Below are 20116 nucleotides of genomic sequence, written 5' to 3'. Positions count from 1 at the left end.
TTTGTGCAACAAAGAAGATCCCCTGTGGGAGCCAGCCTGCTGGCGATAGCGATCTACCAGACGCCATTGTCCCTGGTGGCTTATCATTAGCCAACTAACGACACCATCTAGGTTCCCACCGGCATGCTGGCAATTTTCCTCGAAACCCTGAACATCACCGCACCGGTGTTCGCCATGCTGTTTCTCGGGGTGTTGCTCAAGCGCATCGACTGGATCAACGACAACTTCATCCATACCGCCTCGTCCCTGGTGTTCAACGTCACCATGCCGGCGCTGCTGTTCCTGGGCATCCTGCATGCCGATCTGCATGCCGCGTTGCAACCGGCACTGCTGATCTACTTCTCCCTCGCCACCTTGGTGTGCTTCGCCATTGCCTGGGGCTGGGCGATCTTCAGGTGCCCGCGCGAAGACCGGGGGATCTACACCCAGGGTGCGTTTCGCGGAAATAACGGCGTGATCGGCCTGGCACTGGCCGCGAGCATGTATGGCGACTACGGGATTTCCCTGGGGGCGATCCTGGCGGCGCTGGTGATCCTGTTCTACAACACGCTGTCGACCATCGTGCTGGCGGTCTACAGCCCGGTGATCAAGTCCGATCCGTGGAGCATCTGCAAAAGCGTGATGGTCAATCCGCTGATCATCAGCGTGATTACGGCGGCGCCCTTTGCCTATTTCAAGATCAGCCTGCCGGGCTGGCTGGAGACGTCCGGCCAGTACCTGGCACAAACCACCTTGCCGCTGGCGTTGATCTGCATTGGCGGCACGCTGTCGCTGGCGGCCATGCGCAAAAGCGGCTCGATGGCGCTCAGTTCAAGCCTGGTGAAAATGCTCGGCCTGCCGATCCTGGCGACGCTCGGCGCGTGGCTCTGGGGTTTTCGTGGTGCCGAGCTGGGCATTCTGTTCCTGTACTTCGGCAGCCCGACCGCCGCCGCCAGTTTTGTCATGGCCCGGGCTGCCAATGGCAATCATGAACTGGCGGCGGCGATCATCGTGATCACCACGCTGATGGCGGCGGTGACCACCAACATCGGGATCTTTTTGTTGCAGTGGGGTGGGTGGATCTAGCGGCTGGCCATCTCGGGCAGGGTTTTGCACAGTGGCCCGGTCTCTGGAGGTGCTGCGGTCGGGTAGCGATCAGGCAGGACCTGTACCGGTGTGGTGACGACAAAACCATCGGCGAAGGTCGCCTCGACAAATGTTGCTGTCCAGCCCTGTTCGGGTGTTTCTATCTGTACCTGTGCATGCAATGGGGTGGAAGGGGTGACATGCCGTGGCTGATAACGAATTCCGCAAGCATCCCGGAAGTCTCGCGCCATCGGGTTCACGGCCGTCCATTGAGTCACCTGAACCGGCGCCTCGGTAAAGTGCAGCGAAACGGCTTTGCCCGTTCCATGGGTTGTTGCGCTTGTCGTCACGGAGGGTAACGGGCGATCTTGCTGCCACCGGTTGACCACAGGAATCAGTGAGCTTTCAACGAATTGCCGGATGCCGTTGTGGCTGGAATTGGGGGCAACCCGCAGGCTCTTCGGCCCAGGCAGTCGATCGAAATAGATATCCGAATTGTCAGGGGTGAAAAAGTCGTCACTGCTGGCGTTGACGATGTATTTCGCAATGGCCAATCGTTCGGCATAGGCACTGTCCAGATAAGCCAGGGGGTCGACGATTTTCAGCAGTTTCTCGAAGTTTTCGGTGTGGCGCAGACGGAGCACCCCTTCGCTGTAATAGTCATAGAAGGCCAGCGGCCAGTTTTTGCCATAGGTTTGAAAGGTATGTTCGAACACTTTGGCTGTGCCGAGTCCATCAATGACAAATGGCACGACGGCGTTGACGCGCTCATCGGCAATAGCGGCCAGCCAGGCTGCCCAGGCGCGTTTCGACACCCCACTGGCAATAAATCGTTCAACGTTCCATGGCTTCAGTTCTTTCTGGGCAAGGTCCATCGCCTTGACCAGAGACGCCATCATCGGAACATGAGCAGACATGTAAGGGCGCGTTTCAGGACTTTCGAGAAATAATTTCCAACTATGGGCGACGCTTGAGTCTTCTGTGCGGGGAACTCCGTCATCGGCGTAAGTGAGATGTTGATTGGGGATGTTGCTGAGCGAGATGACGATTGTATTGGTTTGGCGTGCAACTTCCAGGGCCATGGCTTGAGTGAAATCTGTAGGTTCAGATTTAGCCTTGTTACCGGCAGGTATGTTGGTTCCGTTGTTCGCCACCAGTAGTGCCTGTCCATGAAGGGCATTGTGTGGGATATAAATGTCGACACTATGTTTCCATTGTTCCGGGCTGACCAGTCCTTCAGGCGACCACTGTTGAGATGACAGATCAAAGCTGCGCTTCTCTACGCCAGGAAAGACCTGGGTACCTTTTGCTACGTAGAGTAATGGTTTGGAGGCTTCCCGATTTTTATAGCAGTTCAGTATTTCGCTGAAGTCGTTGGGGGGAGAGCATTTGTCGACCAGCGTTTCGGCTTGTGCCGTGAAGCTTGCCAATCCAAGAGTTAATAACATGTTTGGTAAAATGACACGGAGTGTGGATCGCATTGGACTAGTCTCGCTTGTTTCAATTTGTTTTATGATTGTTATCGCGAAATTTTTTTGCGGCGGGAAAATATTGTCTTCGTGTCATTGATATTGGAAGTTATTTTGGAAGTGTTGTTTTTCGAGATATATGTAATGGAAAGTGACTTATATAAGTAGGCTTGGAGTTTTGGCGGTCGAATGCATTCGAGGGGACGGCGAAATCAATCACCGTCCCCTCGAACGAAGTTTTAACAGGTAGGGGGGTTACTGATATTGCTCGATCACTTCCTGCGCCGCGCGAAACGCATCGATGGCCGCCGGCACGCCGGCATACACCGCGCAGTGCAGCAGCGCCTCGCGAATCTCCTCCACGGTGCAGCCGTTGTTCAGCGCGCCGCGCACATGACCTTTCAATTCCTGCGGGCACTTCAGCGCGGTCAACGCGGCCAGGGTGATCAGGCTGCGGGTTTTCAACGGCAGGCCTTCGCGATTCCACACCCCGCCCCAGGCATGTTCGTTGACGAAGTCCTGCAGCGGCTGGGTGAACTCGGTGGCGTTGCCCAGGGCGCGGTCGACGAAGCTGTCGCCCATCACTTGGCGACGTACTTCGACGCCGGATTTTTTATTCTCGGTCATGGCAATTCCCTCTTGTGGTGTTGGCGACGCCAGGCGCGCAGTGACGTGAACAACAGGAACGCCAACAGTGCCGGCAGGACAAAAAACAGCATCAGGTGTTCAAGCTTGCCAGCCAGCGGCATGCCGGTGGTGAACGACACCACGTGCAGGCCGTAGGCCAGGTACAGGCCCAGAAACAGCAGGCCTTCGGCGCGGGTCACCCGGTAACCGGAATAGAATACCGGCAGGCACAACGCCGCGACGCCGAGCATCACCGGCAGATCGAATTCCAGCGCATTAGGCGATACCGACAAGGGCGACGGCGCGATCAGCGCCGTCAAGCCAAGCACGCCCAGGAGGTTGAACAGATTGCTGCCGATCACGTTGCCCACGGCAATTTCCCGTTCACCGCGCAAGGCGGCGATCAGGGAAGTGGCCAGCTCCGGGAGTGAGGTGCCGACGGCGACGATGGTCAGGCCGATGATCCGCTCCGACAACCCCAGGTCGGTGGCGACCGCGACCGCCGCCCCCAGCAGCAGATGCCCGGCGTACACCAGCATCGCCAGGCCGGCGACGATCATCAGCAGGCTGGTGAACCATGGCGCTTCCCCTGTATGGCCATGAGTTGACACCGGGCGCACCGAATGTCGCGACTGGCGCAGCAACAAGGCCAGGTACAGCAGCAGTGCCACCAGCAGCATGACGCCGTCGGTACGGGTCAGCTCTTCATTCCACGCCAGGAAGAACACCAGCAGGCTGGCGCCGATCATCAGCGGGATGTCCAGGCGCACCAGTTGCCGGGAAACCCGCAACGGTATGATCAGGGCGGAGAGCCCGAGGGTCACGAGGATGTTGAAGATGCTGCTGCCGATCACGCTGCCGACGGCAATGTCGGCGTTATGTGCCAGGGTGGCTTGCAGGCTGACCGCCATCTGCGGTGCGCTGCTGCCAAGGGCGACGATGGTCAGGCCGATGATCAGCGGGCGTACATGCAGGCGTGCCGCCAGGCGCACCGCAGCGCGCACCATCAGTTCGGCGCCGGCAATCAGCAGCACCAGCCCGCTGAGCAATTCGATCACGCTGATCAGGGGTAAATCGGCTAGTCCGAAAATGGTCGGGGCTCCGTCGGTCAGTCGAGGGCTTGCACGCGAACCCGCGCGGTGCCGCTCTTGAGCATGCCCAGGCGCTCGGCGGCTTCGTGGGACAGGTCGATCAGGCGGCCACGGGTATGCGGGCCACGGTCGTTGATGCGCACCACGCAGGATCTGTCGTTGTTCAGGTTGGTGACCTTCACCCGTGTACCGAAGGGTAGCTGGCGATGGGCGGCGGTCAGGGAATTCTTGTTGAAACGCTCGCCACTGGCGGTGCGTTTGCCTTGGTGTTTGGCGCCGTAGTAAGAGGCAACGCCGGTTTTGTCGTAGCCGTGGGGGTCGACAACATCGTTGCTGGCGCAACCGGCCAGGAGCGAGAGGAGGGCGCAAAGTCCAAGTAGACGCTTCATTTGAAGGCTTCCGAAAACAAATGTGGGAGCGGGCTTGCTCGCGAATGCATTCTGACAGTCAACTTTGAATTGAGTGCCGAACCGCATTCGCGAGCAAGCTCGCTCCCACAGGGGAATGGAGCCAGTGTGTTGGGCTGGCTCCATTCCGATCAGCCTTCGAGCTTGCTTTTAAGCAGTTCGTTGACCTGTTGCGGGTTGGCCTTGCCTTTGGAGGCTTTCATGGCCTGGCCGACGAAGAAACCGAACATCTTGCCGCGCTTGGCTTCGTCCGCCGCGCGGTATTGCTCGACCTGCTCGGCGTTGGCCGCGAGCATTTCGTCCAGCACCGCCGAAATGGCGCCGGTGTCGGTCACTTGCTTCAAGCCGCGCTTGTCGATGATCTCGTCCGCGCTGCCTTCGCAGTTGGCCATGGCTTCGAACACCACCTTGGCGATCTTGCCGGAGATGGTGTTGTCCTTGATGCGCTGCAACATGCCGCCCAGTTGCTCGGCGGAAACCGGCGACTGATCGATGTCCAGGCCTTGCTTGTTGAGCAGGCTGCCCAACTCGACCATCACCCAGTTGGCCGCCAGCTTGGCGTCGCCGCCAATGCTCGCGACTTTCTCGAAGTAGTCGGCCTGCTCGCGGCTGGTGGCCAGGACGCTGGCGTCGTACACCGACAGGCCGAACTGCTCCTGGAAACGCTCGCGTTTCTGCGGTGGCAATTCCGGCAGGGTGGCGCGCACGTCATCGAGGAAGGTGTTTTCGATCACGACTGGCAGCAGGTCTGGATCGGGGAAGTAACGGTAGTCGTTGGCTTCCTCTTTGCTGCGCATCGGACGGGTCTCGTCCTTGTTCGGGTCGTACAGCCGAGTCTGCTGGATCACCTTGCCGCCGTCTTCGATCAGCTCGATCTGGCGTTGGATCTCGCTGTTGATCGCCTTCTCGATGAAACGGAACGAGTTGACGTTCTTGATCTCGCAGCGCGTACCGAACTCGACCTGGCCTTTCGGACGGATCGACACGTTGCAGTCGCAACGCAGCGAGCCTTCGGCCATGTTGCCGTCGCAGATGCCCAGGTAGCGCACCAGCGCGTGGATCGCCTTGACGTAGGCCACGGCTTCCTTGGCGCTGCGCATGTCCGGCTCGGAAACGATTTCCAGCAGCGGAGTGCCGGCACGGTTCAGGTCGATGCCGCTGGCGCCGCTGAATTCTTCGTGCAGGCTCTTGCCGGCGTCTTCTTCCAGGTGCGCGCGGGTGATGCCGACGCGTTTGACCGTGCCGTCCTCAAGGGCGATGTCCAGGTGGCCCTTGCCGACGATCGGCAGTTCCATCTGGCTGATCTGGTAGCCCTTGGGCAGGTCAGGGTAGAAGTAGTTTTTACGGGCGAACACGTTGTGCTGGCCGATCTCGGCGTCAATCGCCAGACCGAACATCACCGCCATGCGCACCGCTTCCTGGTTCAGCACCGGCAACACGCCGGGCATCCCCAGGTCGATCAGGCTGGCCTGGGTGTTCGGCTCGGAACCGAAGGTGGTGGAACTACCGGAAAAGATTTTCGACCGGGTGGTGAGCTGGGTATGAATCTCCAGCCCGATCACGACTTCCCATTGCATGTGTGTCTCCTCAGAAGCCGGTTGGGGTGCGGGTGTGCCAGTCAGTGTTCAACTGATACTGGTGGGCAACGTTCAACAGGCGACCTTCCTGGAAATACGGAGCGAGCAGTTGCACGCCGACCGGCAGGCCGTCGACAAAACCGGCCGGCATCGACAGGCCTGGCAGGCCGGCGAGGTTGGCGGTGATGGTGTAGACGTCTTCCAGGTAGGCAGCGACCGGGTCGCTGTTCTTGGCGCCAAGCTTCCAGGCCGGGTTCGGCGTGGTTGGGCCGAGGATGATGTCGACCTCGTTGAAGGCGGCCATGAAGTCGTTCTTGATCAGGCGACGGATCTTCTGCGCCTTCAGGTAGTAGGCGTCGTAGTAACCGGCGGACAGCGCGTAGGCACCGACCATGATCCGGCGCTGCACTTCCGGGCCGAAGCCTTCGCCACGGGAGCGCTTGTACAGGTCGATCAGGTTGACCGGGTTTTCGCAGCGGTAGCCGAAACGCACGCCGTCGAAACGCGACAGGTTGGACGAGGCTTCCGCCGGGGCGATCACGTAGTACGCCGGGATCGCGTGCTGCATGTTCGGCAGGCTGATTTCCTTGACCACGGCACCGAGCTTTTCCAGCTCCTTGACGCTGTTGTGGATCAGCTCGGCGATGCGCGGGTCGAGACCGGCGCTGAAATACTCTTTAGGCACGCCGATGCGCAGGCCTTGCAGCGAACCGTTGAGGCTGGCGCTGTAGTCCGGCACGGGCTCGTCGATGCTGGTGGAGTCGTTCGGATCGAAGCCGGCCATACCTTGCAACAATATTGCGCAGTCTTCGGCCGTGCGCGCCAACGGACCGCCCTGATCGAGGCTGGAGGCGTAAGCGATCATGCCCCAGCGCGAAACACGACCGTACGTCGGTTTCAGGCCCGTCAGGTTGGTCAGCGCAGCGGGCTGACGAATGGAGCCACCGGTGTCGGTACCGGTAGCGGCTGGCAACAGACGAGCGGCCACCGCGGCGGCCGAGCCACCGGACGAACCGCCCGGCACGTGTTCCAGGTTCCACGGGTTTTTCACCGCGCCGTAGTAGCTCGACTCGTTGGCCGAACCCATGGCGAATTCGTCCATGTTGGTCTTGCCCAGGGTCACGGCCCCGGCAGCGGCCAGCTTGGCGACAACGGTGGCGTCGTACGGCGCCTTGAAGTTGTCGAGCATCTTCGAGCCGCAGCTGGTGCGGATGCCCTGGGTGCAGAACAGGTCCTTGTGGGCGATCGGCGCGCCGAGCAAGGCGCCGCTCTCACCGTTGGCCCGGCGTGCGTCAGCGGCTTTCGCCTGCGTGAGCGCCAGGTCTTCGGTGAGGCTGATGAAACTGTTGAGCTGCGGGTCGAGCTGGGCGATGCGCGCCAGCAGGACTTTGGTCAGCTCTTCGGAGGAAAACTTTTTATCGGCGAGTCCGCGGGCGATCTCGGCCAGAGTCAATTGATGCATTGCAGGCTCTTTCCCTTTAGTCGATGACTTTCGGAACCAGGTACAGGCCGTTTTCGACCGCTGGTGCGATGGACTGGTAGGCCTCGCGGTGATTGGTCTCGGTCACGACGTCCGCACGCAGGCGCTGGCTGGCTTCCAGAGGGTGGGCCAGCGGTTCGATACCGTCGGTATCGACTGCCTGCATTTCGTCGACCAGCCCGAGAATGCTGTTGAGGGCCGAAGTGATGTGTGGAAGATCGGCATCATTGAGGCCCAGACAGGCCAGATGAGCGATTTTTTCCACGTCGGAGCGTTCAAGCGCCATTGGGATTCTCCAGTGGAAAACAAAACGGACGGCGTCCGTGTGTTAGATTGTCGGAACACTACCGCACTTCTACGGTCATATGGCCGCGATTGTGGGGTTTGGTGCACATAAAAGCGGTCAATTTAACATATTGGCGCCTTGCCCAAAATCCCTGTCGTTGTTAGAGTTTGCCGCACTTTTTTACCCACGCGTTGCCTAGGGTCCCTTTCCCATGTTCAAGAAACTGCGTGGCATGTTTTCCAGCGATCTTTCCATTGACCTGGGCACTGCCAACACCCTTATTTACGTGCGTGAGCGCGGTATCGTCCTGAATGAGCCATCGGTTGTGGCCATTCGGACGCACGGTAACCAGAAAAGTGTCGTTGCTGTCGGCACCGAAGCGAAGCGCATGTTGGGCCGTACGCCGGGCAACATTGCTGCCATTCGTCCGATGAAAGACGGCGTGATCGCCGACTTCAGCGTCTGCGAAAAGATGCTGCAGTACTTTATCAACAAGGTTCATGAAAACAGCTTCCTGCAGCCAAGCCCTCGTGTGTTGATCTGCGTTCCGTGCAAATCCACCCAGGTTGAGCGTCGTGCCATCCGTGAATCGGCACTCGGTGCCGGTGCCCGTGAAGTATTCCTGATCGAAGAGCCGATGGCTGCCGCGATCGGTGCCGGCCTGCCGGTTGAAGAAGCCCGCGGTTCGATGGTCGTGGATATCGGTGGTGGTACCACCGAAATCGCGCTGATCTCCCTGAACGGTGTGGTCTATGCCGAATCCGTACGGGTTGGCGGCGACCGCTTCGACGAAGCGATCATCACCTACGTGCGCCGCAACTACGGCAGCCTGATCGGTGAATCGACGGCCGAGCGCATCAAGCAGGAAATCGGTACCGCCTACCCGGGCGGCGAAGTTCGCGAAGTCGACGTTCGTGGCCGCAACCTGGCCGAAGGCGTTCCACGGGCATTCACCCTGAACTCCAACGAAGTGCTCGAAGCGCTGCAAGAGTCGCTGGCGACCATCGTCCAGGCCGTGAAAAGCGCCCTGGAGCAATCGCCGCCGGAACTGGCTTCCGACATCGCCGAGCGTGGCCTGGTGCTGACCGGTGGTGGCGCCTTGCTGCGTGACCTCGACAAGTTGCTGGCCCAGGAAACCGGCCTGCCGGTGATCGTCGCCGAAGACCCGTTGACCTGCGTTGCTCGCGGCGGTGGCCGTGCATTGGAAATGATGGATAAACACACCATGGACCTGCTCTCCAGCGAATAAATGCCGGATCGCCTCTATGCTGTTGAGCGCGCAGGCGGCACTTTGCAGTGCTGCCTGTTCGCGTTTATCTTCTGTCGTCTGCATCCAGGCCGGTTTGATGCCGTATGAATAAAGAGAACATTTGCCTGGGAGGAGCGGCTTATTAAACCGCTTTTCACCAAGGGTCCCTCACTGGGCGTGCGCTTGTTGGTGCTGGTCGTGCTGTCGGTCGCGCTGATGGTGGTCGATGCCCGCTTCACACTGTTCAAGCCAGTGCGTAGCCAGATGTCGCTGGTGCTGATGCAGTCTTACTGGATCACCGACCTGCCGCAGCGGCTATGGCAGGGTGTGGCCAGCCAGTTTGGCAGCCGCACCGAGCTCGTCGCCGAAAACGAAAAACTCAAGAGCGAAAACCTGCTGTTGCAGGGGCGCATGCAAAAGCTTGCCTCCCTCACCGAGCAGAACGTTCGGCTGCGCGAGTTGCTCAATTCTTCGGCGCTGGTCAACGAAAAGGTCGAAGTGGCCGAACTGATCGGCATGGACCCCAACCCGTTCACCCATCGCATCATCATCAACAAGGGTGAGCGCGACGGTGTGGTGCTCGGTCAGCCGGTACTCGATGCCCGTGGCCTGATGGGCCAGGTGGTCGAGTTGATGCCCTACACGTCCCGGGTCCTGCTGCTGACCGATTCCACCCACAGTATTCCGGTGCAGGTCAACCGCAACGGCCTGCGCGCCATTGCCAGCGGCACTGGCAACCCGGAGCGCCTGGAACTGCGTCATGTGGCCGATACCGCCGATATCAAGGAAGGCGACCTGCTGGTCAGCTCCGGCCTCGGCCAGCGTTTCCCGGCCGGTTACCCGGTGGCGACGGTCAAGGAAGTGATCCACGATTCCGGCCAGCCGTTCGCCATCGTTCGCGCCGTACCGACTGCCGCCTTGAACCGCAGCCGTTACCTGCTGCTGGTGTTCAGCGACACCCGCACCGCCGAAGAGCGCGCCAACGACGCTGCCCAGGCCCAGGAAAGCCTGGATGCGCAGGGTGGTGGGCCGATCATTCCGGCGACTGTGCCGAGGCCGGCGATTGTTCCGGCGGCTGTTGCCGCTCCCGCTGCTCCAGCCGCCCCGACTGCTGCCACCACCCCGGCCAAGCCTGCCGCCGCGACTGCACCCGCCAAGCCACCGGCGGCGCAACCCGCCGCCGCCAAGCCTGCGGCCAAACCGCCTGTCTCCGCGCCGGCTACCACCAGGGGACGAGAATAATGGTTGGTGTTACTGCTTCCCGAAACGGCTGGATCGTCTGGCTGACATTCGCCATCGGCATGTTGCTCAGCGTATCGCCGCTGCCGCAATTCATGGAGATCCTGCGCCCCCTGTGGCTGGCCTTGCTGCTGGCGTTCTGGGCGCTGGCGCTGCCGCAGAAAGTCGGGATGGTCACCGCGTGGTGCCTGGGCCTGGCGGAGGATGTGCTGTACGGCACGCTGCTGGGCCAGAATGCGTTGATCCTGACGCTCATCACCTACCTGGTGCTGGCGCTGCAACAACGCCTGCGCATGTTCCCGATGTGGCAACAGAGCCTGGTGATCCTGGTGATCTTCGGCCTGGCCCAGCTGGTACAACTCTGGCTCAGCGCCCTGACCGGCAACCGTCAACCGACCCTGGCGCTGGTATTGCCGGCACTGGTCAGCGCGTTGCTCTGGCCCTGGATCAGCTTCGGTTTGCGCGGATTGCGTCGACGCTACAAAATCAATTAATTCGCCTCGGCATTCAGACAGGGAGAGGTCTTGATGAAACAGCTGTACCTCGCCTCTGGCTCACCGCGTCGGCGTGAGCTGCTCACGCAGATCGGCGTGCCATTCACCGCCGTCAGTGCGGACATCGATGAAACCCCTTTGACCCATGAAAGCCCGTCGGCCTATGTCGAGCGCCTGGCGCGCGGCAAGGCCGAGGCCGGACGCGGCGCGATCTCGCCTGCAGCCTCGTGCTGCGTGCTCGGTGCCGACACCGCCGTGGTGCTCGACGGAAAAATTCTTGGCAAACCAGTTGATGAAGCCGACGCGTGCGCCATGCTGAAGATGTTGTCCGGGCGCGAGCATCAGGTCCTGACCGCGATTGCGCTGCTCGACGGCGAGCGCTGTGAGTCTCGGGTGGTCATCAGCCAGGTCCGCTTTCGGGCTATCAGCCCTGATGAAGCAACCGCCTACTGGGCCAGTGGCGAACCCCGGGACAAGGCCGGTGGATACGGCATTCAAGGACTGGGCGCGGTGTTTGTCGCCGGGCTCACTGGAAGTTACTCGGCGGTGGTTGGACTGCCGTTGTGCGAAACCGCGGAACTGCTCGGCCATTTCGGCATACCCTGTTGGCAACCCCATAACGCGCGCTAAGCGTTGTATCCGGCCATTATCGTGAACATGCCTGAACGAGACCCTGCCATGAGTGAAGAGATCCTGATCAACATCACGCCGATGGAATCGCGCGTGGCGGTGGTCGAAAACGGTGTCCTGCAAGAAGTTCATGTCGAGCGCACGCAAAAGCGCGGGATCGTCGGCAACATCTACAAGGGCAAGGTGGTGCGGGTATTGCCGGGCATGCAGGCGGCGTTCGTCGATATCGGCCTGGACCGCGCCGCGTTCATTCATGCGTCGGAAATCTCCCTGCGTGAAGGGCCGGCGGTCGAGAGCATCAGTGCGCTGGTGCACGAAGGCCAGAGCCTGGTGGTGCAAGTCACCAAGGACCCGATCGGCTCCAAGGGCGCGCGCCTGACGACGCAGCTGTCGATCCCTTCGCGTTACCTGGTGTACATGCCGCGCACCGCCCACGTCGGTATTTCGCTGAAGATCGAAGACGAAGCCGAACGTGATCGCCTCAAGCAAGTGGTGACCGATTGCGTGGCCAAGGAAGGCATCAAGGAAGCCGGCGGTTTCATCCTGCGCACGGCGGCCGAGGGCGCCGGCGCCGAAGAGATCCTCATGGACATCCGCTATCTGCGCCGGTTGTGGGACCAGATCAGCGAGCAGATCAAGACTATCAGTGCCCCCAGCGTTATTTACGAAGACCTTGGCCTGGCACTGCGCACGCTGCGGGACCTGGTGAGCCCTAAGATCGAGAAAATTCGCATCGATTCCCGGGAAACCTTCCAGAAAACCACGCAGTTCGTCGCCGAACTGATGCCGGAGATCGCCGATCGCCTGGAACATTACCCGGGCGAGCGACCGATTTTCGACCTGTACGGCGTCGAAGACGAAATCCAGAAGGCCCTTGAGCGCAAAGTCCCGCTGAAGTCCGGCGGATACCTGGTGGTCGACCCGGCGGAAGCCATGAGCACCATCGACGTCAACACCGGGGCGTTCGTCGGGCATCGCAACCTTGAAGAAACCATCTTCAAGACCAACCTCGAAGCGGCGACCGCCATTGCACGCCAGCTGAGGCTGCGTAACCTGGGTGGCATCATCATCATCGACTTCATCGACATGGAAGACGAAGAGCACCAGCGCCAGGTGCTGCGCACGCTGGAGAAGCAACTGGAGCGTGACCACGCCAAGACCAACATCATCGGCATCACCGAGTTGGGCCTGGTGCAGATGACCCGCAAGCGCACCCGCGAAAGCCTCGAGCAGGTCCTGTGCGAGCCGTGCACGAGTTGCCAGGGGCGCGGCAAGCTGAAAACGCCGGAAACCATTTGCTATGAAATCTTCCGCGAAATCCTCCGTGAGGCTCGCGCCTATCAGGCGGAAGGCTATCGTGTATTAGCGAACCAGAGAGTCGTCGACCGCCTGCTCGATGAAGAGTCGGGCAACGTCGCCGAACTTGAAGTGTTCATCGGGCGCACCATCAGGTTCCAGGTCGAAACCATGTATTCCCAGGAACAATACGACGTCGTGCTGCTCTGAACTGCTGCGTCTTGAATTTTCCTGAACGGCTGGCCTCAGCTTTCTGCAAGACTTTTGCCATGGGAGCCAACTGACATGGAGCGTCTGACACGCATATTGGCCGCACTGACCCGCTGGGGTCTGGGCCTGTGCGCGTTGGTTTTGGTGTTGATGGCGTTGTACGTCAGCCTTGGCCGGGAACTGGCGCCGTTGGTAGCCGAGTACCGTGCCGAAGTCGAAACCAAGGCCAGCGAAGCCTTGGGCATGCCCCTGCAAATCGGTGAGTTGAAAGGCAGTTGGAGCGGCTTCGCGCCTGTTTTGTCCGCTCACGACGTGACGGTGGGCGAGGGTGCCAACGCCTTGCACCTGGAGCAGGTGCGGGCGATCCCGGACCTGTGGGCCAGTCTGCTGGCTCGCGATGTGCGCATCGCCAACCTGGAACTCAATGGCCTGAAGATCAGCCTCAAGCAAGGCGATGATGGCAAGTGGGCGCTGGAAGGTTTGCCGGTAAAGGAAGATCAGCCCCTCGACCCGGAGCAGTTGCTCAATCGCATGCAGATGATCCAGCAGCTGTCGGTGCTCGACAGCCAGGTCACTTTGCAGCCGTGGAGGGAATCGCCGCTGACCCTGACGTACGTCGGCTTGAGTCTCAAAACCGGCGCCTACCGCCAGCGCCTCGATGCCCGCCTGACCCTGCCCGATGGCCAGCCAATGGCCATGAGTTTGCGCAGCCGCATTCGCGCCAGTGAGTGGAAGGACGGCGAGGTGGAAGCCTATGCGAGCCTGCCGCAAAGCGACTGGGCGAAATGGTTGCCCGAAACCCTGACCCAGAATTGGAATTTCTCCGAGATCAAGGCCGGTGGCGAGCTGTGGGTTACCTGGGGTAAGGGCGCCCTGCAAAGTGCCGCCATCCGTTTGAATGCCCCGCAACTCAAGGGTGCCTATGCCGAGCGCAAGCCGATCCAGATCAACAACCTGGCGCTTAACGGTTATTTCCAGCGCAGCGCCGAGGGCATGCTGGTCACGGTAGATTCCCTGGCCATGAACCTTGCAGAAACGCGTTGGGAGTCGCGCCTGCAATTGAAGCAGACCACGGCCGCGGACAGCACCCAGAATCTCTGGCACCTGCAAGCCGACCGTCTCGACCTGACGCCGCTCACACCGCTGCTCAATGCCCTGGCGCCCTTGCCGGAAGGTGTTGCCAAGGTGGTCGAACGGCTCAAGGTCACCGGTGGACTGCGCAATGTGCTGATCGACGTGAAACCCAATGCCACCGACGACAGTCGGTTCAGCTTCGCGGCCAACCTTGATCGGGTCGGCTTTGACGCGTATCACGGCGCGCCGGCGGCGCGTAATGTCTCGGGCAGCATCAGCGGGGACCTTGGCCATGGCGAGTTGCGCATGGACAGCAAGGATTTCATGCTGCACCTGGACCCGATTTTCGCCAAGCCATGGCAATACATCCAGGCCAACGCCACCTTGACCTGGAAGCTCGACAAGGAAAGTTTCACCCTGATCGCGCCGTACCTGAAGGTGTTGGGCGAAGAGGGCAAGATTGCCGGCGATTTCCTGATCCGCCTGTTCTTCGATGACACGAAGGAAGACTACATGGACCTGCGGGTCGGCATGGTGGAGGGCGACGGTCGCTACACCGCGAAATACCTGCCGACCGTTCTCAGCCCGGCGCTGGACGAATGGCTGCGTACGGCGATTCTCAAAGGTGCGGTGGACGAGGGTTTCTTCCAGTACCAGGGCTCGTTGAACCATGGCGCGGCGGAAACGGCCCGCAGCATCAGCCTGTTTTTCAAGGTCCACGATGCCGAACTGGCGTTTCAGCCTGGCTGGCCGCATGTCAGCAAGGTCACCGGTGATGTGTTCGTAGAAGACAGCGGCGTGCGGGTTCTGGCCAGCCAGGGGCAGTTGCTCGACACCAAGGTCCGCGACATCTACGTCAATATTCCCCACGTGCCTGACGGGCAGAACAGTCATCTGTTTCTCGATGGCGCGTTCGCTGGCGGCCTGGGCGATGGCTTGAAAATTCTCAAGGAAGCGCCGATTGGCACGGCCGAAACGTTCGCTGGCTGGGAAGGCGAAGGCGACCTGCAAGGCAAGCTCAAGCTGGATATTCCGCTGGCCAAAGGCGAGCAGCCGAAGATCCTGGTCGACTTCAAGACGGCCAAGGCCCGCCTGAAACTGCCCGAGCCGCCCCTTGAGCTGACTCAGCTCAAAGGTGATTTCCGCTTTGACAGCAGCAAAGGCTTGAGTGGGCAGAACATCAGCGCGCGCGCCTTCGACAAGCCGGTGACTGCGCAAATTTTCGCCGAGGGTCGCGAGGGCAAGCTCAACACCCGGGTCACCGCTTCCGGGCAGGTCGAAGTGAAGAAACTCACGGACTGGCTGAGCGTGACCCAGCCGTTGCCGGTGAGCGGCGTGATCCCCTATCAATTGCAACTGACCCTCAATGGCGCCGATAGCCAGTTGCTGGTCAATTCCAATCTCAGGGGTGTGGCCGTCGATCTGCCGGCGCCCTTTGGCCTGGCGCCGGATGCCGGGCGCGACACCTCATTCCGCATGACCCTGCAAGGCGAGGAGCGGCGCTACTGGGTGAACTACGGTGAACTGGCGAACTTCACGTTTGCTGCACCGGCCAGCAACTTTGCCAACGGCCGTGGCGAGTTGTTCCTCGGCAATGGCAATGCCGTGTTGCCCGACACAAAGGGCCTGCGCATTCGTGGCACGCTGTCGGAGCTGGATATCGGCCCGTGGCAGGACCTGATGAACAAGTATGCCGGGCAAGACCCAGGCGGTAATGCCAAGCAGTTGCTCAGTGGATTGGACGTCAAGGTCGGCAAGCTCCGCGCTTTCGGCACAACGTTGGACCAGGCAGCGGTGCAGCTGACACGCAAACCGTCCGCCTGGGCCTTGCAGCTCGACAGCCAGCAGGTCAAGGGCAACGCCAGCCTCCCCGATGCCAAGGCCGCGCCGATGGTGATCAACCTGCAGACCGTGCGGCTGCCGGCACCTGACCCGACGGTGCTGGCCGATGAAAACTCGCCGGACCCCCTGGCCTCGGTAGACCCGAAAAAGATCCCGGCGCTGGATATCACCATCAACCAGCTGTACCAGGGTAACGACCTGGTCGGTGCCTGGTCGCTGAAAGTGCGTCCGACGGCCAAGGGTATAGCGCTCAACTCGCTGGACATGGGCCTCAAGGGCATCCTCCTGCAAGGCAGCGGCGGCTGGGAAGGTGCGCCGGGCGCCAGCACCAGCTGGTACAAGGGGCGGATCAGCGGCAAGAATCTTGCGGATGTGCTCAAGGGCTGGGGCTTTGCGCCGAGCGTCACCAGCCAGGAATTCCACATGGATGTCGACGGCCGCTGGCCCGGCTCGCCGGCATGGCTGGCCACCAAGCGCTTCTCCGGCACCCTCGATGCATCGCTCAATGAAGGCCAGTTTGTCGAGGTTGAAGGCAGTGCCCAGGCGTTGCGGGTGTTTGGCCTGCTCAACTTCAACTCGATTGGCCGCCGCTTGCGCCTGGACTTTTCCGACCTGTTCGGCAAAGGCCTGAGCTATGACCGGGTCAAGGGCCTGCTGGTGGCGACCAACGGTGTGTACGTGACCCGCGAACCTATCCGCCTGACGGGCCCGTCGAGCACCATCGAGCTCAACGGTACCCTGAACATGGTGGCCGATCAGATCGATGCCAAATTGATGGTGACCTTGCCGGTGACCAACAACCTGCCCATTGCCGCACTGATCGTCGGCGCGCCGGCCATCGGCGGGGCGCTGTTCCTGATCGACAAGTTGATCGGTGACCGTGTGTCGCGTTTTGCCAGCGTGAAATACACGGTCAAGGGGCCGTGGAAAGAACCGAAAATCACCTTCGACAAGGCTTTTTGAGAAACCACTGCCCTGGCCTATGGAGTAGCATGGCCGTACCCCCCCCCTGCGTTGATACCCGAACAGGAAAAGGCCATGTCTGTAGCGGTAATTCAAATGGTCAGCCAAAGCGAAGTGCCGGCCAATCTGGCCCGGGCGCGCCAATTGCTGGAACAGGCGGCCGCCGGCGGTGCGAAACTGGCCGTGTTGCCGGAAAACTTCGCCGCCATGGGCCGGCGCGACGTCGCCGACATCGGTCGCGCCGAGGCGCTGGGCGAAGGCCCGATCCTGCCGTGGTTGAAACAGACGGCCCGCGACCTCAAGTTATGGATAGTGGCCGGTACCTTGCCGCTGCCGCCGGTGGATCAACCGACGGCCAAGGTGCATGCCTGCTCGTTGTTGGTGAATGATCACGGCGAGACGGTGGCGCGCTACGACAAGCTGCACCTGTTTGACGTGGACGTGGCGGACAATCGCGGCCGTTATCGCGAATCCGATGACTATGCTTATGGCAGTGGCGTGGTGGTTGCGGACACACCGGTGGGGCGAGTCGGCCTGACGGTCTGTTATGACCTGCGCTTCCCGGAGCTGTATAGCGAGTTACGCGCTGCCGGGGCGGAGTTGATTACCGTGCCATCGGCGTTTACCGCGGTGACCGGCGCGGCGCATTGGGAGGTGCTGATTCGTGCGCGAGCCATCGAAACCCAGTGTTATGTGCTCGCGGCCGCCCAGGGTGGAACGCATCCGGGGCCGAGGGAAACCTGGGGGCACGCGGCCATTGTCGACCCCTGGGGGCGGGTACTGGCACAACAGGATCAAGGCGAGGCCGTGCTGCTGGCCGAACGCGATAGCAGCGAACAGGCGTCCATCCGGGCGCGGATGCCGGTGTCCAGTCACCGGCGCTTTTTCTCGCAGGGCGCCCAGCGACCTGCCTCAGAACGATGAATTTAAGGCGTAAAGCATATGAGCGAGTTGTTGTCCTCAGTCAGTGAACACCTCCTGGCACCGGGTGGCGTAACGATCGAAAGCCTGCAAGGTGTGCTCGGCGACCTGGCCGGCCCGGGCATCGATGCCGCCGACCTGTATTTCCAGGGGCAGATTTCCGAGTCCTGGGCGCTGGAAGACGGCATCGTCAAGGAAGGCAGCTTCAACCTCGACCAAGGGGTTGGCGTGCGCGCGCAATCCGGTGAGAAGACCGGTTTTGCCTACAGCAACGCCATCACCCTGGAAGCCCTGGGCGCGGCGGCCCGTGCCGCCCGTTCGATCTCCCGGGCCGGGCAGAATGGCACCGTGCAAGCGTTCACCAGCCAGGACGTGGCGCAGTTGTACGGGCCGGACAATCCTCTGGAAGTGCTGACCCGTGCCGAGAAAGTCGATCTGCTCAAGCGCATCGATGCGGCCACCCGAGCCCTCGATCCGCGCATCCAGCAGGTCACCGTGAGCATGGCCGGTGTCTGGGAGCGGATCCTGGTGGCGTCCACCGACGGCGGCCTGGCGGCGGATGTACGGCCGCTGGTGCGCTTCAACGTCAGCGTGATCGTCGAGCAGAACGGCCGCCGCGAGCGCGGTGGCCACGGCGGTGGCGGGCGTACCGACTACCGTTATTTCCTCGCTGAAGACCGGGCCATGAGCTATGCCCGTGAGGCGCTGCGCCAGGCCTTGGTCAACCTGGAAGCCATCCCGGCGCCGGCCGGTACCTTGCCGGTGGTGCTGGGTTCGGGCTGGTCGGGTGTGTTGCTGCACGAGGCGGTCGGTCACGGCCTGGAAGGTGACTTCAATCGCAAAGGCAGCTCGGCCTACAGCGGGCGCATGGGCGAGATGGTTGCGTCCAAGCTGTGCACCATCGTCGATGACGGTACCCTGGCCGGGCGTCGCGGTTCCTTGAGCGTCGACGACGAAGGGACGCCGACCGAGTGCACCACGCTGATCGAAAACGGCGTACTCAAGGGCTACATGCAGGACAAGCTCAACGCCCGCCTGATGGGCGTGGCCCGCACCGGTAACGGTCGTCGCGAATCCTACGCGCACCTGCCGATGCCGCGCATGACCAACACCTACATGCTGGCCGGCGAAAGCGATCCGGAAGAAATCATCGCCTCGGTGAAACGCGGCATCTACTGCGCCAACCTCGGCGGTGGCCAGGTGGACATCACCAGCGGCAAGTTCGTGTTCTCCACCAGCGAAGCGTACCTGATCGAGGACGGCAAGATCACCGCCCCGGTCAAAGGCGCGACGTTGATCGGCAACGGCCCTGAAGCCATGAGCAAGGTGTCGATGGTCGGTAACGACCTGGCACTGGACAGCGGCGTGGGGACGTGTGGCAAGGATGGGCAATCGGTGCCGGTGGGTGTCGGCCAGCCAACGCTGAAAATTGATGCGATCACCGTGGGTGGCACGGGCGCATAGGGATTGATACATCCCCTGTAGGAGCTGCCGAAGGCTGCGATCTTTTGCTTTTTAGATGATCAAAAGATCGCAGCCTGCGGCAGCTCCTACAGGAGTTGCGATGGCTTAACGCAGACCGCGTTGAGTCTCGTCCAGCTCACGGATGTACTTGAAGATTTTACGGCTGGAAGCAGGAGGCTTGTTTTGCGCAACCTCGTGCTGGGCCTGACGGATCAGGGAACGCAATTGCTGGCGGTCCGCGTCCGGGTAGTCGACGACGAATTTTTCCAGTACGGCATCGTCGCCGGCGATCAGGCGATCGCGCCAACGTTCCAGGTTATGGAAGCGTTCGTTGTACTGGCGGGTGGAGGCATCGAGTTGATCGAGCAAGACCAGAATCGCGTCAGTGTCCTGATCGCGCATCAGCTTGCCGATGAACTGAAGGTGCCGTTTACGCGCGATGTTCGCGGTGTGCTTGGGCGCATCGGCCAGGGCCCGACGCATGGCGTCGGTCAATGGCAGTTTTGCCAGCAAGTCAGGCTTGAGCGTTGTAAGGCGCTCGCCGAGGTCAACCAGAGCATGCAGCTCGCGTTTAACCTGGGATTTGCTTTTTTCTCCCGTATCGAGGGAGTCGTCGTAAGAATCAACCATGGTGGCCGTCCGCAAAGAAACGCCGCCATGATAACCAGTCGGGGGCCGCTTGTCCGGCCCGGTCGCTCGATGACCGTTACCGAAAGCAGAATTTGAGTGGAG

17 protein-coding genes are annotated in these 20116 nt (G+C 61.1%); 9 read left to right on the top strand and 8 right to left on the bottom strand.

Annotated elements, in window-relative coordinates:
* Positions 1-123 precede the first annotated feature (123 nt).
* Positions 124-1065 carry an AEC family transporter gene (locus tag SOP85_RS03125; RefSeq protein ID WP_274074028.1) on the top strand — a complete coding sequence of 314 codons (942 nt, stop codon included), beginning with the start codon at positions 124-126 and terminating at the stop codon, positions 1063-1065.
* Here the strand turns inward: SOP85_RS03125 and SOP85_RS03120 are convergent.
* From SOP85_RS03120 to gatC, 7 genes are all read right to left on the bottom strand, one after another.
* Complete coding sequence (locus tag SOP85_RS03120) at positions 1062-2546, bottom strand: PhoPQ-activated pathogenicity-related family protein (protein WP_323626030.1); 1485 nt, start codon at positions 2544-2546, stop codon at positions 1062-1064. The two genes, SOP85_RS03125 and SOP85_RS03120, sit on opposite strands and share 4 nt — an antisense overlap.
* A gap of 243 nt (positions 2547-2789) precedes the next feature.
* Positions 2790-3161 (bottom strand): carboxymuconolactone decarboxylase family protein, encoded by a 372-nt coding sequence (locus tag SOP85_RS03115; protein WP_274074026.1) that lies wholly within the window; start codon positions 3159-3161, stop codon positions 2790-2792.
* A complete protein-coding gene (locus tag SOP85_RS03110) occupies positions 3158-4219 on the bottom strand; it encodes a calcium/sodium antiporter (RefSeq protein WP_323626029.1) in 1062 nt (353 codons plus the stop codon). The genes SOP85_RS03115 and SOP85_RS03110 overlap by 4 nt, the downstream gene beginning before the upstream one ends.
* A 50-nt stretch (positions 4220-4269) precedes the next feature.
* Entirely contained in the window at positions 4270-4641 is a 372-nt protein-coding gene (locus tag SOP85_RS03105; protein WP_323626027.1) for a septal ring lytic transglycosylase RlpA family protein, read from the bottom strand.
* Between the two features lie 149 nt (positions 4642-4790).
* Entirely contained in the window at positions 4791-6236 is a 1446-nt protein-coding gene (gene gatB / locus SOP85_RS03100) for an Asp-tRNA(Asn)/Glu-tRNA(Gln) amidotransferase subunit GatB (RefSeq protein WP_323626026.1), read from the bottom strand.
* A 10-nt stretch (positions 6237-6246) separates the two neighbouring features.
* A complete protein-coding gene (gene gatA / locus SOP85_RS03095) occupies positions 6247-7698 on the bottom strand; it encodes an Asp-tRNA(Asn)/Glu-tRNA(Gln) amidotransferase subunit GatA (RefSeq protein WP_274074022.1) in 1452 nt (483 codons plus the stop codon).
* Between the two features lie 16 nt (positions 7699-7714).
* Positions 7715-8002, bottom strand: a complete 288-nt coding sequence (gene gatC, locus SOP85_RS03090) for an Asp-tRNA(Asn)/Glu-tRNA(Gln) amidotransferase subunit GatC (protein ID WP_003221657.1) — start codon at positions 8000-8002, stop codon at positions 7715-7717.
* A 211-nt stretch (positions 8003-8213) separates the two neighbouring features.
* On the opposite strand from gatC, the gene mreB reads away from it, so the two are divergent.
* The 8 genes from mreB (at position 8214) to tldD (ending at position 19384) form a co-directional block, all read left to right on the top strand.
* Complete coding sequence (gene mreB / locus SOP85_RS03085; RefSeq protein ID WP_002555108.1) at positions 8214-9251, top strand: rod shape-determining protein MreB; 1038 nt, start codon at positions 8214-8216, stop codon at positions 9249-9251.
* 141 nt (positions 9252-9392) lie between these two features.
* Positions 9393-10493: a rod shape-determining protein MreC gene (mreC, locus tag SOP85_RS03080; RefSeq protein ID WP_323605737.1), complete on the top strand. Its 1101-nt coding sequence runs from the start codon at positions 9393-9395 to the stop codon at positions 10491-10493.
* Complete coding sequence (mreD, locus tag SOP85_RS03075) at positions 10493-10984, top strand: rod shape-determining protein MreD (RefSeq protein WP_274074021.1); 492 nt, start codon at positions 10493-10495, stop codon at positions 10982-10984. Before mreC ends, mreD begins: the two co-directional genes overlap by 1 nt.
* A gap of 33 nt (positions 10985-11017) precedes the next feature.
* Positions 11018-11614: a Maf family protein gene (locus SOP85_RS03070; protein WP_274074020.1), complete on the top strand. Its 597-nt coding sequence runs from the start codon at positions 11018-11020 to the stop codon at positions 11612-11614.
* A gap of 48 nt (positions 11615-11662) precedes the next feature.
* On the top strand, positions 11663-13120 hold the full coding sequence (rng, locus tag SOP85_RS03065) for a ribonuclease G (RefSeq protein ID WP_323626025.1): 1458 nt from the start codon (positions 11663-11665) through the stop codon (positions 13118-13120).
* Between the two features lie 75 nt (positions 13121-13195).
* Complete coding sequence (locus tag SOP85_RS03060; protein ID WP_323626024.1) at positions 13196-16999, top strand: YhdP family protein; 3804 nt, start codon at positions 13196-13198, stop codon at positions 16997-16999.
* Between the two features lie 75 nt (positions 17000-17074).
* On the top strand, positions 17075-17923 hold the full coding sequence (locus SOP85_RS03055; RefSeq protein ID WP_323605543.1) for a carbon-nitrogen hydrolase family protein: 849 nt from the start codon (positions 17075-17077) through the stop codon (positions 17921-17923).
* 18 nt (positions 17924-17941) lie between these two features.
* The gene (gene tldD, locus SOP85_RS03050) at positions 17942-19384 is read left to right on the top strand and encodes a metalloprotease TldD (protein ID WP_274074018.1); all 1443 of its coding nucleotides are present in this window, start codon (positions 17942-17944) and stop codon (positions 19382-19384) included.
* A 105-nt stretch (positions 19385-19489) separates the two neighbouring features.
* On the opposite strand, the gene yjgA is transcribed toward tldD, so the two are convergent.
* Positions 19490-20014: a ribosome biogenesis factor YjgA gene (gene yjgA, locus SOP85_RS03045; protein ID WP_034148278.1), complete on the bottom strand. Its 525-nt coding sequence runs from the start codon at positions 20012-20014 to the stop codon at positions 19490-19492.
* Between the last annotated feature and the right edge of the window lie 102 nt (positions 20015-20116).

Origin of the sequence: Pseudomonas sp. YuFO20 (genome assembly GCF_035064975.1) — a bacterium.
In the GTDB taxonomy this organism is placed as follows: Bacteria; Pseudomonadota; Gammaproteobacteria; order Pseudomonadales; family Pseudomonadaceae; genus Aquipseudomonas; species Aquipseudomonas putida_AE.
Note: the sequence above shows the minus strand (reverse complement) of the source record. Positions and strands in the feature narration are given on the sequence as shown.